19 protein-coding genes and 1 riboswitch are annotated in these 19,028 nt (G+C 42.8%); of the genes, 5 read left to right on the top strand and 14 right to left on the bottom strand.

Annotation, left to right across the window (positions count from 1 at the left end):
- Positions 1-2 precede the first annotated feature (2 nt).
- The 12 genes from D8852_RS02045 to uvrA form a co-directional block, all read right to left on the bottom strand.
- On the bottom strand, positions 3-1,271 hold the full coding sequence (locus D8852_RS02045) for a glycosyltransferase (protein WP_125425006.1): 1,269 nt from the start codon (positions 1,269-1,271) through the stop codon (positions 3-5).
- Between the two features lie 86 nt (positions 1,272-1,357).
- Positions 1,358-2,509: an iron-containing alcohol dehydrogenase gene (locus D8852_RS02040; RefSeq protein ID WP_125425005.1), complete on the bottom strand. Its 1,152-nt coding sequence runs from the start codon at positions 2,507-2,509 to the stop codon at positions 1,358-1,360.
- Positions 2,510-2,693: 184 nt separating this feature from the next.
- Positions 2,694-3,149, bottom strand: coding sequence for an SP_0198 family lipoprotein (locus tag D8852_RS02035; RefSeq protein WP_125425004.1), 456 nt, complete (start codon positions 3,147-3,149; stop codon positions 2,694-2,696).
- A 90-nt stretch (positions 3,150-3,239) separates the two neighbouring features.
- Positions 3,240-4,490: a bifunctional folylpolyglutamate synthase/dihydrofolate synthase gene (locus D8852_RS02030; RefSeq protein WP_125425003.1), complete on the bottom strand. Its 1,251-nt coding sequence runs from the start codon at positions 4,488-4,490 to the stop codon at positions 3,240-3,242.
- Positions 4,491-4,748: 258 nt separating this feature from the next.
- Positions 4,749-5,054: a DUF1292 domain-containing protein gene (locus D8852_RS02025; RefSeq protein WP_000017624.1), complete on the bottom strand. Its 306-nt coding sequence runs from the start codon at positions 5,052-5,054 to the stop codon at positions 4,749-4,751.
- A gap of 15 nt (positions 5,055-5,069) precedes the next feature.
- Positions 5,070-5,489 (bottom strand): Holliday junction resolvase RuvX, encoded by a 420-nt coding sequence (ruvX, locus tag D8852_RS02020; protein ID WP_084948329.1) that lies wholly within the window; start codon positions 5,487-5,489, stop codon positions 5,070-5,072.
- 3 nt (positions 5,490-5,492) lie between these two features.
- Positions 5,493-5,759 carry an IreB family regulatory phosphoprotein gene (locus tag D8852_RS02015; protein WP_000507060.1) on the bottom strand — a complete coding sequence of 89 codons (267 nt, stop codon included), beginning with the start codon at positions 5,757-5,759 and terminating at the stop codon, positions 5,493-5,495.
- An 87-nt stretch (positions 5,760-5,846) separates the two neighbouring features.
- Positions 5,847-6,416 (bottom strand): SP0191 family lipoprotein, encoded by a 570-nt coding sequence (locus D8852_RS02010; RefSeq protein ID WP_125425002.1) that lies wholly within the window; start codon positions 6,414-6,416, stop codon positions 5,847-5,849.
- Positions 6,417-6,479: 63 nt separating this feature from the next.
- Positions 6,480-6,878, bottom strand: coding sequence for a transcriptional regulator Spx (gene spx / locus D8852_RS02005; RefSeq protein WP_000591165.1), 399 nt, complete (start codon positions 6,876-6,878; stop codon positions 6,480-6,482).
- A 134-nt stretch (positions 6,879-7,012) separates the two neighbouring features.
- Positions 7,013-9,673: a magnesium-translocating P-type ATPase gene (gene mgtA / locus D8852_RS01995; protein WP_125425001.1), complete on the bottom strand. Its 2,661-nt coding sequence runs from the start codon at positions 9,671-9,673 to the stop codon at positions 7,013-7,015.
- A gap of 195 nt (positions 9,674-9,868) precedes the next feature.
- A riboswitch (M-box (ykoK) riboswitch) is annotated at positions 9,869-10,019 on the bottom strand.
- Positions 10,020-10,074: 55 nt separating this feature from the next.
- Positions 10,075-11,136, bottom strand: coding sequence for a M24 family metallopeptidase (locus D8852_RS01990; RefSeq protein ID WP_001042869.1), 1,062 nt, complete (start codon positions 11,134-11,136; stop codon positions 10,075-10,077).
- A complete protein-coding gene (uvrA, locus tag D8852_RS01985; protein ID WP_125425000.1) occupies positions 11,129-13,960 on the bottom strand; it encodes an excinuclease ABC subunit UvrA in 2,832 nt (943 codons plus the stop codon). The genes D8852_RS01990 and uvrA overlap by 8 nt, the downstream gene beginning before the upstream one ends.
- Before the next feature lie 136 nt (positions 13,961-14,096).
- Between uvrA and D8852_RS01980 the strand changes: the two genes are divergently transcribed.
- The 5 genes from D8852_RS01980 (at position 14,097) to D8852_RS01960 (ending at position 17,658) form a co-directional block, all read left to right on the top strand.
- The gene (locus D8852_RS01980; protein ID WP_084974527.1) at positions 14,097-15,041 is read left to right on the top strand and encodes a magnesium transporter CorA family protein; all 945 of its coding nucleotides are present in this window, start codon (positions 14,097-14,099) and stop codon (positions 15,039-15,041) included.
- An 11-nt stretch (positions 15,042-15,052) separates the two neighbouring features.
- Complete coding sequence (locus D8852_RS01975) at positions 15,053-15,730, top strand: DUF1129 domain-containing protein (RefSeq protein WP_084945714.1); 678 nt, start codon at positions 15,053-15,055, stop codon at positions 15,728-15,730.
- Positions 15,731-15,745: 15 nt separating this feature from the next.
- The gene (locus D8852_RS01970) at positions 15,746-16,093 is read left to right on the top strand and encodes a hypothetical protein (RefSeq protein WP_125424998.1); all 348 of its coding nucleotides are present in this window, start codon (positions 15,746-15,748) and stop codon (positions 16,091-16,093) included.
- 161 nt (positions 16,094-16,254) lie between these two features.
- Positions 16,255-17,289 carry a S66 family peptidase gene (locus tag D8852_RS01965; protein ID WP_125424997.1) on the top strand — a complete coding sequence of 345 codons (1,035 nt, stop codon included), beginning with the start codon at positions 16,255-16,257 and terminating at the stop codon, positions 17,287-17,289.
- Positions 17,290-17,394: 105 nt separating this feature from the next.
- A complete protein-coding gene (locus D8852_RS01960; protein ID WP_000166112.1) occupies positions 17,395-17,658 on the top strand; it encodes a SemiSWEET family transporter in 264 nt (87 codons plus the stop codon).
- 82 nt (positions 17,659-17,740) lie between these two features.
- Here the strand turns inward: D8852_RS01960 and D8852_RS01955 are convergent, their stop codons facing one another.
- Positions 17,741-18,304: a DNA-3-methyladenine glycosylase I gene (locus tag D8852_RS01955; protein WP_125424996.1), complete on the bottom strand. Its 564-nt coding sequence runs from the start codon at positions 18,302-18,304 to the stop codon at positions 17,741-17,743.
- A gap of 9 nt (positions 18,305-18,313) precedes the next feature.
- On the bottom strand, positions 18,314-18,907 hold the full coding sequence (ruvA, locus tag D8852_RS01950) for a Holliday junction branch migration protein RuvA (protein WP_125424995.1): 594 nt from the start codon (positions 18,905-18,907) through the stop codon (positions 18,314-18,316).
- Positions 18,908-19,028 lie beyond the last annotated feature (121 nt).

The raw sequence follows: 19,028 nt of genomic DNA, 5'->3' as shown, positions 1-19,028 counted from the left end.
TTTTACTTCTCCTTGTTCCCTAAGAGCCGATGTATTTCGCTCTTCAGAATCTCTGTTGGCTGATAGATTTGAGCTGCACGACTAAGTTTGTTCAAGTCTGGCCAGTCATCTCTAGCCAACAACTCATCAAAGGCACGTCCAATCGCTTCCGTATCCTCTCGTTTAGTAGTCAAGGCAATCCCTGTCTCTAATCCACGAACCGCATAGTCATACTGATCATAGTCATGGGGGAGAATCAAGGCAGGCTTATCATAGATAATACATTGGTAAAAAATACCCGCACCACCATGATGAATTACATAATCCATCTGAGGAATGTATTCCTTATAGGGAAGATAAGATACCACAGAAACATTGTCCATGAGCTCCTCACATCGGAAGTCTTGTCCACCAAACCCCAGAGTCACAAAGAAGTGGCAATCTGGATGTGCTTCTGCCAATTGTTGTGTCTGATAGAGGAGATTGTCTTTGGCCCATGCTAGCTGAGTGCCGCAGGATACAAGGACCTTCTTATAACCTTCATAAGGAGACAAATCGAAAGGATAATTTTCTGCCCTCTCAATCGAAGAGCCAAAAGGTCCCACCCAAAGATAGTGCTCTGGAAAACCACTTTTCAGCTCCAACTCTTTCATCCCAATCCCCAAGATGGAATAGGGTGAATAGATGGTTTCCTGATCTTTCTTATTGTAGAGCTTAAAATCGTAACGTTTTAAGCGTTCTCTCAATAAAAAGGTTACGATACGTTTTCCTAAACGAGTCCCTTTTCTTCCTAGCCATTGCTGGATAGATTGGAAAGATGTTTTTGGAATGCCCATTCCTCCAAAGAAACAAGGCGGTCCATCTGTCGTTTCAATGGCAAACTGTGTCGCCATCGTAGTAATCCATGGAATATTCAACTGTTCCGCTACAAGTCCTCCAGAGAGGGTTATAAAGTCCGCAATCACAATATCAGGTCGATTTTCCTGCCACTCTTGGACTAGTTGGTCAGACACCACATTGATCAAATCAAGACTAGCTGACAACTGTCGATAAGTAGAAAAAAGGTTTAATTGCCCTTCATTATTGGCTACACGCTCAAACTCATCTACACAATTTTCTAAAATGGGAATCACTCGAAAGCCCATCTCCTCTGCTACAGTTTTTCGTTGTGGTCCTGTAAATAATCGAATCTCATACAAGGGATCCTTCAACAAGGGTGCGAGCAGATTCAGGGTTGGGAAGAGATGCCCACTTAAGGGCACTACAACCACATCAATTTTGATTTTTCTCATATGTCTAGAATAGCAAATTTTTAAAAAAAGAACTACCAAAATGATAGTTCTTTCCAGCATTATTTAGCTTCTTTTCACTTTACGAATTAGAAGAGTTCTTTGTAGAGAGCAATGGTTTCTTCTAAAGTGGGCATAAATGGATTTCCAGGTGCACATGCATCGATCAAGGCATTCTTAGAAAGGTAGTCAAAGTCAAAGTCTTTTTCGTCGATACCTAGTTCAGTGAGTTTTTTCGGAATACCTACTGTTTCAGACAGTTTCTCAATTTCAGCAATAGCATAGGTAGCACATTCTTGGTCTGTTTTCCCTTCAACATGAAGTCCCAGAGCCTTGGCTACATTGCGGAAAGCTTCTGGTACACGTTTGGCATTTTCACGCTCTACAACTGGAAGAAGCATGGCACAGCAGACACCATGTGGCAAGTTATATACCGCACCGAGTTGGTGAGCCATAGAATGAACATAGCCCAAGCCAGCATTGTTAAAACTCATACCACCGAGGAAGATGGCATTGACCATAGCCTCACGCGCTTCAATATCTTGGCCATTTGCTACGGCACGAGGGAGGTACTCCTTGATGAGTTCAATCGCTCCGATAGAGAGTTTCTTGGTCACATTATAAGCACCTGGTGTTACCAAAGCTTCAACAGCGTGAGTAAGAGCATCCATACCTGTCGCTGCTGTCAATTCTTTCGGTTTTGAAAGCATGAGTTCTGGATCATTGACAGAGATAAGGGCGAGGCTGTTCTTATCAACCATTACCATCTTGACCTTGCGTTCTTCGTCAGTAATGACATAGTTAATCGTAATTTCTGCAGAAGTTCCAGCTGTTGTATTGATCGCAACCACTGGCAACCCTTTTTTAGCAGACTTGTGGAGACCTTCGTAGTCCTGTGGTTTTCCACCATTTGTAGCGATGATAGAGATACAACTAGCCGCATCCTGAGGAGATCCTCCTCCAAGACTGATGATGAAGTCACATCCATGCTCTTCCAAAGCATCCACTCCGTCTGTGACGTTCTTGCAAGTCGGATTTGGCTCAACATCGCTAAAGATCACATATTCGATCCCTTCAGCATCTAGTGGTTTTAGGACCTTAGGTAAAATATCACTTCCCTCGATGAACTTATCTGTCACCAAAAGAGCCTTCTTATACCCCAATTCCTTGATATACGGACCTACTTCATTTACAACACCTTTACCGATAAGATTAACCGATGGAACGTAAAATGTAGCCATATGCTTTTCCTCCTGTGCCTCTGCGCTATTTGATTATTTACTATAAGTATACGACCTAATAAGAAGTTTTACAAACATTTGTAAGCGTTTTAAGTAAAAAGTTAGTAAAGAACAGCCAGCCTTTTTTTCAAGAAAAAAGCTCCAAAAAGATAGCTTTCATCTCATTGGAACTTTTACTGAATGATTATTGCTTAGTTAATACCACTCGGTCAGATGCCTCTCGGTCCATATCATCGATAATCAATTGATTACCATTAACCGTGTAAATTTTGACATCATCACCGATAATGACACGTTGATTTTCTGGCTCAAAGCTGACTTGCTTGATTTCCTTATCTCCATCTGGCTCGACCTCAGTCCATGTACCAGTTTTACCTGTTACAACAAGAGTGATTTGGTCATTCTCATCTTTTCCAGTATAGGTACCATCGATATTCGTAGGTTGAGCTACAGTAGTGTCCTGACTTGAGGACACCTGTGGTTGACTAGCACTTGTCGCAGCGCTAGAAGATGATTCTTGTTGAGTAGATGATTGCTGATCAGATTGCTGGGTAGGGGCTTGTGCCTTAGGTCCACAAGCTACTAAAAGACTAAGAATTGCTAGGGAAGCAATAGAAAGTGTGAATGTTTTCGTTTTCATAGCGATTTCCTTTCTTTTGTGCCAATAATTTACTGGAATCGTTTCCGGATATACCTCCTACCTCCAGTATAACAACTTAAACATAGAAGGTCAACTAGTCCCATCGCTTCCAACCAAACTCTCTCGTACTTCCGAGATAAAGTAGAGCGAGCCCGTCACGAAAAGCAAGTTCTGGTTATTGGCCTTATCTTCAAATTCTCTGATAAAGTCGCCATAGGAAGGAATCAAATCATAACCTACCACATCCTTTTCATCCAGAGAGCCTTGGTAGTCAAAGCCTGTTACCTTAAGTTCCACCTCAGGCAACTGCTTAGATAGATAGCCTAGCATCCCCTGATAATCCTTGCGTTTAAGTGCTCCAAAAAGAATGTGAACTTGATAGCCTTGCTGGATTTTCCCTTGAATAAACTCGACCAGACGAATTAAGGCTGGAAGATTGTGAGCCCCGTCTAGGTAGATATGCGGACGAATCCGTTCCAATCGACCTGCCCAGCGAGTTTCTTTGAAGGCCTGTCTGACAAGTTCTTCTTCGACACCTTCACCTCTTGACGCCATAAACAGAAGAAAAGTTTGTAAAGCCAAGGCGGCATTTTCTTGCTGATAAGCACCTTCCAAACCAATTTCAAGCTGTGAAAAACTTGCTAGGCTACTTGAAAAATCTCCTGCATTCAAGGTGAAGTCTTGCCCAGCTTGATAAAGGTCTACATCTAACTCTCTCGCTCTTTTTTGACAAACAAACTCCGCTTCTGGAGCAAGCTTGGCAATGACCGCCTTCTTTCCAACCTTGAAGATACCAGCTTTCTGCTCTGCTATTTCTTCCAAACTATCGCCCAAGGTCTCCTGATGATCTAACCCAATCGAAGTTATAACTGCAATCTCTCCTGTTACGACATTAGTGGTGTCAAGTAGACCACCAATCCCCACTTCTAGCAAAACCAAATCCACTTCTTGTTCCCTAAAATAGAGGAAAGCAATCAAGGTCAGCAACTCAAAAAAGGACAACTGGTCATGAGTTTCCAAAAGAGTTTTTTCCATCTCCTTAACTTGTTCTGCCAAACGGATAAAATCTGCATCAGCTATTGCTTGCCCATTGATACAGATTCGATCATGGATACTGATGATATGAGGAGAGGTAAAAGTACCAACTTTTTTACCATGAGCAACAAACAACTCCCTCATAAAGGCAATAGTTGACCCCTTACCGTTAGTCCCTGTTACGTGGATAATAGGATAAGTCTTCTCAGGATTCCCCAGCAAATCCACCGCTTGCTGCATTCGTCCAAGTCCAGATCTAAAGTTTAAACCAATCCGACTATGGAGCCATTCTTCTACTTCAAACATGCATATCTCCTTAACAAAAGTACAATCAACTACTGCATCAAAGTATGATTACAAATAAAAAGCGAGGTCGGGACAAAAATCCCAACCTCTTACCTGGTTAGCTAATCACTAGCTACTATGAATTTCAACGTGGGCTAAAAACGTCCACTGGACGTTCCAACTCTTCTAATTTTCAGGAGTTGGGCTGATACAGTCTCCCAGACTTACCAGTTCTCTCTTATTTAAAGGAACTGGGCTAAAAACGTCCCCCGGACGTTTTTACTCCTCCATAAAGCTGTTGAAGACTTCTTCAATCATGTTCCATTCGTCTTCTGAGTCTTCTGGGATTGGTTGCAATTCGCCTTCTGTTCCGTCTTCATTTTCGATGAATGAGTAAGCTTGGATTTCAACTTCACCATTTTCATCTTCTTCTGCGTTAACTGGCACTAGAAGAACATAGTTCTTACCAAATTCTTCTTTCCCGTCGATGGTCAAAAGAATTTCAAACAAAGTTTCATTTCCTTGCTCATCTACTAGTGTAATCAATTCGCGTTCTTCGTGGTCATGGTTGTGATCGTGTGACATAGTTTCTCCTCTGTCTTAAAATTTTCTATCTAAATAATTTTGCAAAATCAGTTGAGCAGCCAACTTATCAATGACTTTTTTTCGCTTGTTACGACTGATGTCTGCCTGCTCAATCAACATACGCTCAGCTGCGACTGTCGTCAAGCGCTCATCCTGATAGTCTACTGGCAAACTAAAAAGTTCCTCTAGTTTTGCTCCGTATGCTTGACTGGCTTCTACTCGTGGACCGCTGGTATTGTTCATGTTCTTTGGCAAACCTACTACAAAGCGTTCCACCTTATAGCTGTCAACCAATTCCTTGATGCGGTCAAAACCAAACTGGCCCTGATCCTCATTAATCTGGATGATTTCAAGTCCTTGAGCAGTAAATCCTAGTGGGTCGCTAATGGCCACGCCTACCGTTTTTGAACCGACGTCCAATCCCATAATTCTCATAGATTATAGATCGACTCCTTGTCCTTTAAGGTAATAGCGCACCAATTCTTCAACAATTTCATCACGCTCATACTTACGGATTTGATTTCGTGCATTGTTGTAACGAGGAACGTAGGCAGGGTCTCCACTCAATACATAACCGACGATTTGATTTATCGGATTATAACCCTTTTCATTCAGAGAAGCATAGACATCTGTCAACGTTTCACTGATTTCCTTCTTGTTGGAATCATCCAATTTAAAACGTACAGTTTCTTCAGTAAATCCCATTCTAACACCCTCTTTCCTTAGAATAGTACTATTATAGCATATTTCCTTACGTTCTACAATTAAGTCAATCCATTTATTTGGATTTTCTTACTGTTCTGTCGCACCATTTGCCACTCTGTCTGCGATATATTGGCTTGGTTCATTTTTCAAAAGAGTCTCTAAGCCAAGATTTTTCAAATAATCTGTCTGTGACGCCTTTTTGACATCCAAGACTTGTAAATCATAGGTCGTTGTGGTCTGGATTTCAGTCTCACTGAGCAGTTTGGTTTCAAGTGTAAAACCTGCCAATTTGCGCGCTTCCTGAAGCATTTCATCCTTTTCTTCTGCTTCTAAAAGAGCTTTTTGAGTTTCTTCAAGACCGTGGTCAGCGATAAAGGATTTCAATTCCTCACTTAAGGGCCGTATCTGCCGAATAACCAATTTTAGAAATTGTTTCCCTTTATAGGTAATGGTTTGCGTTTGCTTGACGCCATCTCCTGACTCAGGGAAAATCAAAGTCTTGGTCACAACCGTATTCTTTTCCGCATTTTCCAAAACGGGCAGAGTAGACTGGAGTGTTTCGGATTCATGTTTTGAACTGGATGTCGTTTCCTTCTTTTGGCTACATCCTGCAAGTAGCAGGAGGAGAGTAGCTGCGCCAATTACTATTTTTTTCATAATTCCTCACATAATTTTTTGATAAAAAATGAACAAGGCTAGGAGATACCCCAGCCTCGATGTTTATAGAGCTGCACGCAAACGTGCTTCTGCATTTTCTACATTACGGACAGAGCGTGGTAAAAAGGCACGGATATCATCTTCTTTGTAACCGACCTGCAAACGCTTCTCGTCAACTAGAATAGGACTTTTTAAGATCCGTGGTGTTTCCATGATTAAGTTGAGTACTTCATTCACACTCAAATCTTCGATGTCAACTCCTAAAGCTTTCGCATAGCGGTTTTTTGATGATACAATGCTGGCAATTCCATTATCTGTCTTTGTCAGAATATCAAGTAGTTCTTCTCTCGTAATCCCTTCTTTACCAAGGTTTTGTTCTTTATAACTTAACTGGTGTGCGTTGAGCCAAGTCTTCGCTTTCTTACAGCTTGTGCAACTGGAGACGGTATAAATCTTAATCATGTGCCTACCCCTTTCGCTACATGTTACTATCAGTTTAGTCTATTATACCATAAAAAACATCCGACTTGCGACCTATTTTTAAAAAAATTTAACTTTTTTAGCGATTTCCGTACTTTTTTCTTGACAAAATCAATTTATAGCCAACTTTTAAATTTTTTGATATAGATTCGTTTCACTACTGTAACACTGATCATATAGAAAACGATGATCAAAAGCAAAAAGAGGAAATAAATTGGTTCTAAAGGGGTTAAATGAAGCAGGCTAGCAATTGAAGAGTAGGGAAGGAAGGTCACAAAACTAGCTGCTAGCAAGGTTGTACCAAGAACAAACCATGATGGACGACTTTGTAAGAAAGGCAGTTTTGCTGAACGAAGCATATGGATAACCATGGTTTGGGACCACATGGATTCAATGAACCAACCTGTCTGGAACAAAATGATAAAGGCCGTTGCAGACTCTGCTCCGTGAACATAGGCATGACCTGTCGCCATCGGTACAATGATAAAATAGAGCAAGATAAAGGTCAAAATATCAAAGGCAGAAGAAATCGGACCCATCCAAATCATAAAACGAGTAATAGACTTAGCCTCCCACTTATGAGGATGTTTCAAAAAGTCTTCATCCACATTATCAAATGGCAAGGCAATGCAAGAAAGGTCGTAGACGAGGTTTAACACAATCAAGTGAATCGGAGCCATAGGAAGGAAAGGTAAAAAGATACCAGACACTAAAAGAGAGAAAATGTTCCCGAAATTAGAGCTGACCGTCATCTTGATGTATTTGGTCATGTTGGCATAGACTTTGCGCCCTTCAACCAGCCCTTTTTCAAGCACCATCAAATCCTTATCTAGCAAAATGACATCAGCCGTTTCTTTGGCAATATCTACTGCTGTATCAACAGAAATCCCCACATCTGCCACTTTCATAGAAGGGGCATCATTGATTCCATCTCCCATATAGCCGACACAATGTCCATTCGATTTGATTTGTAAAATGATTCGTGCTTTTTGATCCGGAGAGAGTTTGGCAAAGACAGTCACCTTCTCAACTGCTTGAGCCAACTCTTCGTCCGTCATGGCGTCAATATCAGAACCCAACAAGATCTGATCAACATCTAGACCAACTTTTTCGCAAACTGCTTGGGTTACCTTCTCATTGTCTCCCGTCAAAATCTTTGTTTGAACACCGTGTTCTAACAAAGCTTGGATAGCAGGTGCTGCAGATGGTTTTGGTGGATCTAGGAAAGCAAGATACCCTGTTAGAATCATCTCCTTTTCATCTTCAACTGAGTAAGCAAAACCTTCTTTTAGACCTGTTTTATAGGCGACTCCCAAAACTCGCAAGCCTTGCTGATTGAGTTGGTCCACTTCTTTTAAGATTTCCACTCGGATATCATCCGTCAGAGGGCTAATCTGACCTTGATATTCCACATGGGTTGAAATCGCAAGCATTTCCTCTAGGGCACCCTTGGTTACCAAACTAACAACTTCGTTCTCATCCTTGACGATGACACTCATGCGTCTGCGTTCAAAATCAAATGGAAGCTCATCGATTTTTTGGAAGCTAGTATCCAAATTTTGTAGAATAGCATGTTCTTTAGCTTCTTTTTCAGTTCTACTGATAATGGCACGGTCCATCAAGTTTTTCAAACCGGTTTGAAAATAGGAATTGAGATAGGCACGTCTCAACACAGACAAATCCAAATCTCCATGTATATCCAAAGGATATTCAAGGACAATTTCGTCTTGGGTAAGGGTTCCGGTTTTATCCGTGCATAGGATATCAATAGCACCTAGGTCCTGTATGGCATTGAGTTTTTTGATGACGACTTTTTCCTTAGCCATGATAATGGAGCCTTTTGCTAGACTGGCCGTGATGATCATAGGAAGCATCTCAGGTGTAAGCCCGACTCCTACGCTCAAAGCAAATACGCCAGCTTCTAACCAATCTCCATCTGTCAAGCCATTAGAGAGAAACACGATGGGAACCATGACTAACATCAAACGGATTAAGAGCCAAGAGATGCTGTTCATCTCCCGCTCAAAAGAGGTCGGTTCGTCATAGGTATTGAGGGTCTGCTCGATTTCTCCCATCATGGTGTCATCACCGACTGCTAGAATCAAAGCCTTAGCACTTCCTGATATCACGTTGGTTCCCATAAAGGCGAGCGCTTCTGCTTCTAGCAGACTATCAAAATTTGACTGACTCATTTTAGATAAGGCCAGTTTTTCAACCGAATCACTTTCACCTGTCAAACCAGACTGTTGGACAAAGAAATCACGTGATTCAATTAAAATGAGGTCTGCTGGAATCATATCCCCAGCACTTAATTTGACTATATCTCCAACGACCAAATCTTCAATTGCGACCTCTAAACTCTGGCCTTCGCGAATCACCGTGGCTGTGTTCACAATCATTTTTGATAGATTGGTCGCAGCCTTGTCACTCCGTAATTCTTGAACAAAGCGTATGCCACCAGAGATTAGAACGAGAACGACGATGATGATAGAGGTCGTCGGATCTTCTTGTCCAGGCTTTGCCAACCAGACATTGGTCACCATGGAAATCATAGCGATGACCAGCAGGATGATTGTAAATGGATTGATAATAGATTCGTAAATTTTTTTGAGAATACTGTCTTCTTGACCTTTGGTGATGGTGTTTTCGCCATAGAGGTCACGATTTTTCTCCACCTGCTCCTCAGTTAAGCCTGTTAGACTTGTCTTATAAAAAGATAGAGTTTCGTTTAAAGGTGTGTGAATAGCTGCTGCTAATCTTTCTTTTGTAGTTTTCATTGGTTTCTCCTATCTGTATGAATGATGTGTTTCATACACAGAGACCAATCACTTTATAAGGGCAGAACGACACAAATCAGCGATTGGCTGTGTATGTGCGGTTCTGGGTGGTCGTCAATTTGCATCGTCTGTCTCCTTTCCTTGTGCTAAAACAGTAGAAAATCCCACCATAAAATAGCAGGATTAAAAAACTAATTATCTGTTTTTCGTTCAAGCTTTAACTCCATAGGGCAATGTAATGAGCTTAGTCTTGGCCTTCGCGACCAGGACTGTTGACCAACGAGTAGTGTCTCCACTGCTTTGCGGTAGTCATCCGTATCCCTATGGTAGCCTCACCTACCGTTTTCGTCTATCAGTATAAACCTTTAAAATATAAAAGTCAACGATTTATCTTAATTTTCTTAAATAACAATTAATTCTTTTGGAGCTAGAGTCAACAATTCGCAACCTGTCTCCGTAATCAAGATATCATCCTCAATACGAACACCGTATTTGCCTTCGATATAGATACCAGGCTCGTCTGTCAAGACCATACCAGATTTAATGACTTCTTTCGAAGTTTGGCTAAAGTAAGGTTCTTCGTGGATGTCCAGTCCGATACCGTGTCCGATACCATGTGTAAAGTAGTCGCCATAGCCTGCATCGATAATAATATCACGAGGGATTTTGTCAAAGTCACGGAAACCTAAGCCAGCCTTGGCTTGATCAATCAGAGCTTGGTTGGCTTTCAGAACCGTATTGTAAATCTCTGCCTGCTCGTCACTGACATGACCGAGGTAGATGGTCCGTGTCATATCACTGACATAGTGGTCGTAGAGGCAGCCGAAGTCCATGGTAATGGCTTCTCCAACTTCAACTGGTTTGTGCATTGGATGAGCATGAGGTTTAGAAGAGTTGATGCCACTCGCTAGAATGGTATCAAAGGACAAGCCGGATGATCCCAATTCACGCATACGGAAGTCAAGGAAGTTGGCAATTTCGATCTCAGTTTTTCCAGGTTTGATAAAGTCAAGCGCATCGCGAAAAGCTTGGTCTGAGATAGAACAAGCCTTGCGAATAGTCGCAATCTCTTTCTCATCTTTAATCATACGAAGCGCTTCAACAAACTGAGTCTGCGGAAGTAAATCAATTCCTGCAAAAGCTGCCTGCATACGGTGGTAATAAGAGACCGAAATCTCGTCTTCAAAACCGATGCGAGACAAGCCCATATCCTTGACAATGCCTGCAATGACAGCCAATTCATCACGGTCAGCCACAATCTCAAAACCTGTCACTTCTTGCTTGGCCGCAATGATATAGCGAGAGTCTGTCACCAAGACCTGACGGTCACGGCTGATGAAGACTGTTCCGTTTGAGCCCCAAAAACCGGTCAGGTAATAGACGTTTTTAAGGTTGTTGATGATGATACCATCTAGTTCTTTTTCTTGCATTTTAGCTAGAAATGCTTGCACACGTTTATTCATGATGTAACTTTCCTTTCAAATAGTGTCCTGTGTAGCTGGCTTCGTTGGCTGCTACTTCTTCTGGAGTTCCTGTTTCGATGATGGTTCCACCACCGACACCGCCCTCCGGACCCAGGTCGATAATATGGTCTGCTGTCTTGATAACGTCTAGATTGTGCTCGATGACGAGGACTGTATTACCATCGTCGACAAAGCGAGCCAAGACCTTGAGCAAGCGAGCGATGTCCTCTGTATGAAGCCCTGTCGTTGGCTCATCCAGAATGTAGAAAGATTTTCCTGTCGAGCGTTTGTGGAGTTCGCTAGCCAACTTCATACGCTGGGCTTCTCCCCCAGAAAGGGTGGTAGCTGGCTGTCCCAAGGTCACATATCCTAGCCCCACATCCTTGATGGTCTGAAGTTTGCGCTGAATCTTGGGAATGTGTTGGAAGAATTCCACCGCATCGTTGACGGTCATGTCCAAGACCTGCGAGATATTTTTTTCCTTGTAATGGACTTCAAGGGTTTCACTATTGTAGCGGGTCCCGTGGCAGACCTCACAAGCCACGTAAACATCTGGCAAGAAGTGCATCTCGATCTTGATAATCCCGTCACCTGAGCAGGCTTCGCAACGACCACCCTTGACGTTGAAACTGAAACGGCCCTTCTTGTAGCCTCGAATCTTGGCCTCGTTTGTCTGAGCAAAGAGATCACGAATATCGTCAAAAACTCCCGTATAGGTAGCAGGGTTGGACCTCGGCGTCCGTCCGATTGGGCTCTGGTCAATATCAATCAAACGATCTACATGCTCAATTCCCGTAATAGTTTTAAATTTCCCAGGCTTGTCTGAATTACGGTTAAGCTTCTGGGCAATGGCTTTTTTGAGGATACTGTTGATTAAGGTCGATTTCCCTGAACCCGATACCCCTGTCACCGCAATGAATTTTCCTAGCGGGAAACGAGCAGTGATATTTTGCAAGTTGTTCTCACGCGCTCCCGTCACCTCGATAAAACGACCATTTCCAGCACGGCGCTCTGCCGGTACTGGAATGGCACGTTTACCTGACAAGTACTGGCCTGTGATGGACTTACTGTTGCGAGCCACTTGATTAGGCGTACCTGCGGCGACAATCTCCCCACCAAAAACACCGGCACCCGGACCAACGTCAATCAGATAATCCGCCTCTCGCATAGTATCTTCGTCATGTTCTACCACGATGAGAGTATTGCCCAAGTCACGCATCTTTTTCAGACTGGCAATCAAGCGGTCATTATCCCTCTGGTGAAGACCAATCGACGGCTCATCCAGGATATAAAGGACACCTGATAGGTTGGACCCAATCTGAGTCGCCAAGCGAATACGCTGACTCTCCCCACCTGAAAGGGTTCCTGCCGAACGTGACAGAGTCAAATAGTTGAGTCCCACGTTATTGAGGAAGGTCAAGCGATCCTTGATTTCCTTGAGAATAGGACGGGCAATGATGGCTTCATTTTCAGACAGAGTCAACTGGCTCACCAAAGCCAAGTGGTCTGCGATAGACAGGTCTGAGATTTCACCGATATGGGGTCCTTGCTCTCCACCCACACGAACAGACAGGGCCTGGTCGTTGAGACGGTAGCCGTGACAAGTTCCACAGGTCAGCTCATTCATGTAGAGGCGCATCTGGGTGCGCGTGTAGTCACTATTGGTTTCATGGTAACGACGCTTGATATTATTGACAACTCCCTCAAAAGGAATGTCGATATCGCGCACACCACCAAATTCATTCTCATAGTGGAAATGGAATTCCTTGCCATCTGAGCCGTAAAGAATCAAGTTTTTATCTTCTTCTGACAAGTCTTCAAAGGGCTTATCCATGTCCACTCCAAAGGCTGTCATGGCCTGCTCTAGCATGTTTGGATAGTAGTTGGATGAGATAGGATTCCAAGGAGCCAAAGCCCCCTCACGCAAAGTTTTGCTGGTATCAGGAACTACCAAATCAGTATCCACCTCCAGCTTGATGCCTAAACCATCACACTCGCTACAAGAGCCAAAAGGGGCATTAAAGGAGAAGAGACGAGGCTCTAACTCTGGAACAGTAAAGCCACAAACTGGGCAAGCATAATGCTCAGAGAAGAGCAACTCAGAATCGTCCATAGTGTCGATAATCACATAGCCTTCTGCGATACGAAGGGCAGCCTCAATGGAGTCAAAGAGACGACTACGGATACCCTCCTTGATAACAATACGGTCGACCACAACATCGATATTGTGTTGCTTGCTCTTAGACAGCTCTGGAACTTCGGTCACATCATAAACTTCCCCATCCACACGAACACGAACATAGCCGTCTTTCTGAACCTTTTCAATGACACTCTTATGTTGCCCTTTTTTCTTACGAATGACAGGAGCTAAAATTTGCAGACGTTGGCGTTCCGGCAATTCCAAAACCTTATCCACGATTTGCTCTACAGAAGAAGCCTTGATAGCCCCATGCCCGTTGATACAGTAAGGCGTCCCCACACGTGCGTAAAGAAGACGCAGATAATCATTAATTTCAGTCGTAGTTCCCACGGTCGAACGAGGGTTTTTGCTAGTTGTTTTCTGGTCGATGGAAATAGCTGGGCTGAGGCCATCAATGGCATCCACATCTGGTTTTTCCATATTGCCCAAGAACTGACGAGCATAGGCTGATAGACTCTCTACATAACGACGTTGACCCTCCGCATAGAGGGTATCAAAGGCCAAACTGGATTTCCCCGATCCTGACAAACCAGTCACAACAACCAGCTTGTCTCTTGGAATCTCCACATCGATATTTTTTAAGTTATGGGCACGCGCCCCATGAATCACAATTTTATCTTGCATCTTTGTTCTTTCTAGTCCATTATTGCTTTCCATTATACCAAAAAATGTGAAATTCTATTACCCAAAAAGCTGTTTTTATAGTATAATAGTACGGTGCAAAAAACCAAACACTGAATAGTAGGAAAGGACAGGGGATATGAAACAAGTTTTTCTCTCAACAACAACTGAATTTAAAGAGATCGACACGCTTGAACCGGGTACTTGGATCAACCTCGTCAATCCTACACAAAATGAATCGTTGGAAATCGCCAACGCCTTCGATATCGACATCACCGACCTCCGGGCACCACTTGATGCGGAAGAAATGTCCCGTATTACCATCGAAGATGAGTATACTTTGATCATCGTAGACGTTCCCATCACAGAGGAAAGAAACAACCGCACCTACTACGTAACGATTCCGCTGGGGATTATTATCACCGAGGAAACCATTATCACCACCTGCTTGGAACCTCTCCCCGTTCTCGATGTCTTTATCAACCGTAGACTGCGTAACTTTTACACCTTCATGCGTTCACGTTTTATCTTCCAGATTCTCTACCGCAACGCCGAACTTTACCTTACGGCCCTTCGTTCGATCGACCGTAAGAGCGAACAAATCGAAAGTCAACTTCACAAGTCTACTCGAAACGAAGAACTGATTGAGCTCATGGAATTGGAAAAGACAATCGTCTATTTCAAGGCCTCACTTAAGACAAATGAGCGCGTGATTAAGAAATTGACCAGCGCAACTAGCAATATCAAGAAATACCTAGAGGACCAAGACCTGCTCGAAGATACTCTGATTGAAACCCAACAAGCCATCGAGATGGCGGATATCTATGGAAACGTCCTTCACTCTATGACAGAGACCTTTGCCTCTATCATTTCCAACAACCAGAACAACATCATGAAGACCCTGGCTCTCGTGACCATCGTCATGTCTGTCCCAACCATGATCTTCTCAGCCTACGGGATGAACTTTAAAGATAATGAAATCCCTCTAAACGGCGAGCCACACGCCTTCTGGTTAATCGTCTTTATCGCCTTTGCTATGAGTGTTTCGCTCACTCTCTATCTCATCCATAAAAAATGGTTCTAAGAGGAATCCCTATGTCTCAGATTGATTTACAAAAACTAACCAAGAAAAACCAAGAGTTTATCCACATCGCTACCCAACAATTTCTCAAAGATGGCAAAACAGACGCTGAAATCAAGGCTGTCTTTGAGGAAGTTATTCCTAAAATCCTTGAAGAACAAGCCAAAGGGACGACTGCTCGTTCCCTCTATGGCGCTCCAACCCACTGGGCTCATAGCTTCACTGTCAAGGAGCAATACGAAAAAGAGCATCCAAAAGAAAATGACGATCCAAAACTCATGATTATGGACTCAGCTCTTTTTATCACCAGTCTCTTTGCATTGGTTAGCGCTCTGACTACCTTCTTCTCTACAGATCAGGCTATTGGCTATGGGTTGATTACCCTCTTGTTGGTTGGACTTGTAGGAGGACTTGCCTTCTACTTGATGTACTACTTTGTCTACCAGTATTATGGACCAGACACAGACCGTAGCCAACGTCCTCCATTCTGGAAGTCAATCCTCGTCATTCTGGCCTCTATGGTCCTTTGGTTGGTTGTCTTCTTTGCAACAAGCTTCCTACCAGCCAACCTCAATCCAGTCCTTGCTCCATTGCCTTTGGCTATCCTGGGAGCTGCCCTTCTCGCTCTTCGCTTCTATCTCAAGAAACGTTTCAACATCCGAAGTGCAAGCGCGGGCCCATCACGTTATTAAGAAAAGTGAAAAGCTATGGCATATAGTCAATCCTTAGCTCAGCAGACTCGAAAAATTCTAGCACTTAAACTTCCTCCCCAAATTTTCGAAGAAGAGTTAGAAGAAAAGAAACTGTTTGGTGGCCTGGCCTTTATGATTCGTGGAAAAATGGTCCTTACAGTCAGTTCCAGAAAAGACGAGTTAGTTATGGTGAGAATTGGCAAAGAAATGGAAAAGCAAGTTCTACCCCGAATAGGAGCTCGTACTACATTGATGAGAGGGCGACCTTATCATGGCTATATAGACCTAGATATTGAAGGTCAAAAAGAACTGCCTTACTGGATTGATTTAGCCCTCTCCTATAATCAAGAGTTGACCAAGTAACTCATATCTAGTGAGATTAGAAAAACGAAAAGCAACTGCACAGGCGGTTGCTTTTTNACTTGCTTTCTTGAGATTCAATAGCACTTCTGAGTCTCATTATCGTAGTTTTCTCTCACCATTTGTGATAAAATAGGCTCAATCTATTTCTAGGAGGATGAGATATGATTTCTACTATTGGTATTGTTAGTTTGTCTAGTGGTGTTATCGGAGAGGATTTTGTCAAACACGAAGTCGATTTGGGTGTCCAACGTCTCAAGGATCTGGGACTCAATCCTATCTTTATGCCCCATTCGCAAAAAGGATTAGACTTTATTAAGGACCATCCTGAGGCGCGTGCAGAGGATTTGATGCAGGCCTTTTCGGACGATAGCATCGACATGATTCTCTGTGCCATTGGTGGAAACGACACCTATCGCTTGCTACCTTATCTTTTTGAAAATGACCAGCTCAAAAAGGTTATCAAACAAAAGATTTTTCTTGGCTTCTCGGATACCACTATGAACCACCTTATGTTGCACAAACTAGGGGTCAAGACTTTTTATGGGCAATCCTTTCTGGCAGACATTTGTGAGTTGGACAAGGAGATGTTATCTTATAGCCTTCACTACTTTAAAGAACTAATCGAGACTGGGAGAATCTCAGAAATCCGCCCTAGCGACCTTTGGTATGAGGAACGAACTGATTTTAGTCCCAAGGCCCTGGGAACAGCTCGTATCAGTCATGTAAATACAGGCTTTGATTTGTTACAAGGAAATCCCCAGTTTGAGGGAGAAATTCTCGGAGGTTGCCTTGAGTCTCTCTACGATATCTTTGACAATTCTCGATACGCAGACAGCACAGTTCTCTGCCAAAAATACAAACTTTTTCCTGACTTATCCGACTGGGAAGGAAAGATTCTTTTGTTAGAAACAAGCGAAGAGAAGCCTGAGCCGGAAAACTTCAAAAAAATGTTGCAGGCTTTAAAAGAAACGGGGATATTTGAGGTCATCAGTGGACTATTGGTCGGAAAACCTATGGATGAAGCCTTCTATGACGACTACAAGGAAGCACTATTGGATATCATTGACAGCAATATCCCGATTGTCTATAATCTGAATGTCGGTCACGCCACACCAAGAGCCATTGTACCCTTTGGCGTTCACGCCTATGTAGATGCACAGGAGCAAGTCATTCGCTTTGACTATAATAAAAAATAAACAATTTCTCCATTTTTGTGCTTTGGTATTGATTTTCGTTACAATTTGTGTCTGAATTTATTGCATTTTGCTTATTTCTATGATATCTTTTTAGAGGAGGTGTATATGACTAAACAAAAAATAAATCAAATTGTCGGTTCAATTGGAGCCTTTATCGGGATTATTGTATTTATCGCCTACATCCCACAAATTTTTGCCAATTTACAAGGCAACAAAGCTCAACCATTCCAGCCTTTATCCGCAGCAGTGTCTTGTTTAATTTGGGTTATTTACGGATGGACAAAAGAGCCTAAGAAGGATTGGATACTAATTATTCCAAACTCAGCTGGCGTTGTCTTAGGTGGACTGACATTTCTTACTGCACTATAAAAATTACTAGCATATAATGAAAAAGCTGAGAGGAATTTCTCAGCTTTTTCTATATTCTCAGATAGTTAGACGCTTGGACTCACTAACTTCCGCTTTTCCACTCACAATCATTCTCATGATCATCTATCAGGCCTGCCGCCTGTAGAAAAGACAAAACTGCGACTGGACCTGTAAACTTGAATCCTTGTTTTTTGAGATCTTGAGACAACTTTTCAGACAAGGCTGTTTTAGCAGGTGCTAGGTGATAGTCAGGAACATCATTCACAATCGTTTTTCCCTCAACAAAGGACCAGAGATAAGCGTCAAAAGAGCCAAAGGTTTTCTGAATTTGTAAAAATGCTTGGGCGTTGGCACGCGTCGCAAAAAGCTTGGCTCGATTTCGAATGATGGCTGGATTCTCTAACAAGGCTTCCAACTCCCCATCTGTCATTTCTGCGACCGCTTGAATTTGATAGCCATGAAATGCTTCTCGGAATCCTTGGCGTTTGTTTAGTACCGTTTCCCAAGATAGACCCGACTGGTAAGTTTCCAAACAAAGCAACTCAAAAAGAGCACGGTCATCATGAAGGGGTTGACCCCACTCTTCATCATGATAGGCCACATATAATGGGTTGTTCATTTTAACCCAACCACAGCGTTTTGTCATACTCTTCTCCTATTTGACCAACATCTTAAGGGCCGACTTGATATAGTTCTCAGCTGTATCTGTCGTTCCTTCAAAGAATTTCTTGATTTTCTTAAGCTCGGTTGCCTTGTAGCCTAGTGCCAACATGGCTTCCATAGCTTCTTCCAGTTCTTGGTTTTCAACGCTGGTTTGCACTGCCACCTTGGAAGGAAGGTCATTGCTAGCCACAACTACCTTACCTTCCAAGTCCAGCACCATCTGCTGGGCTGTCTTCTTGCCAATTTTAGGGAACTTAGTCAAGTAGGTAATGTTCTTAGTCTCGATCGCCTGAACCAAGCCAGCATTGTCATCGGCAGCGATAATAGCAAGAGCTGACACCGGACCAATCCCAGAAACCGAAATCAGACTAAGAAAGAGTTTCTTCTCATCTTCTGATCGAAAACCATAGAGCAGATGGGCATCCTCGCGGACAACTTGGTGCACATAAATTTGGGTCTCTTGATTGACCTGACCTGAGTAAGCATAGGGATTGGCTACATGCAAGATATAACCGATACCATTCGCCTCTAGGACAATGTATTTAGCAGTGATTTTGGTAATGATTCCTTTTAAATATTCGTACATAATTTTTCTCCATTATTTTGCCTATCTAGTATACCATATTTCCCCAAGACAGATGGCAACAAAAGGTGCAACCTCTGGTTGACAAATAGTACAGGAGATTGTATTCTCATTATAAGTAAAA

The organism is Streptococcus mitis (assembly GCF_003942695.1).
GTDB lineage: Bacteria > Bacillota > Bacilli > Lactobacillales > Streptococcaceae > Streptococcus > Streptococcus mitis_BD.
The sequence above is the reverse complement of the archived record's forward strand: the minus strand, read 5'-3'. Positions and strand labels throughout refer to the sequence as shown.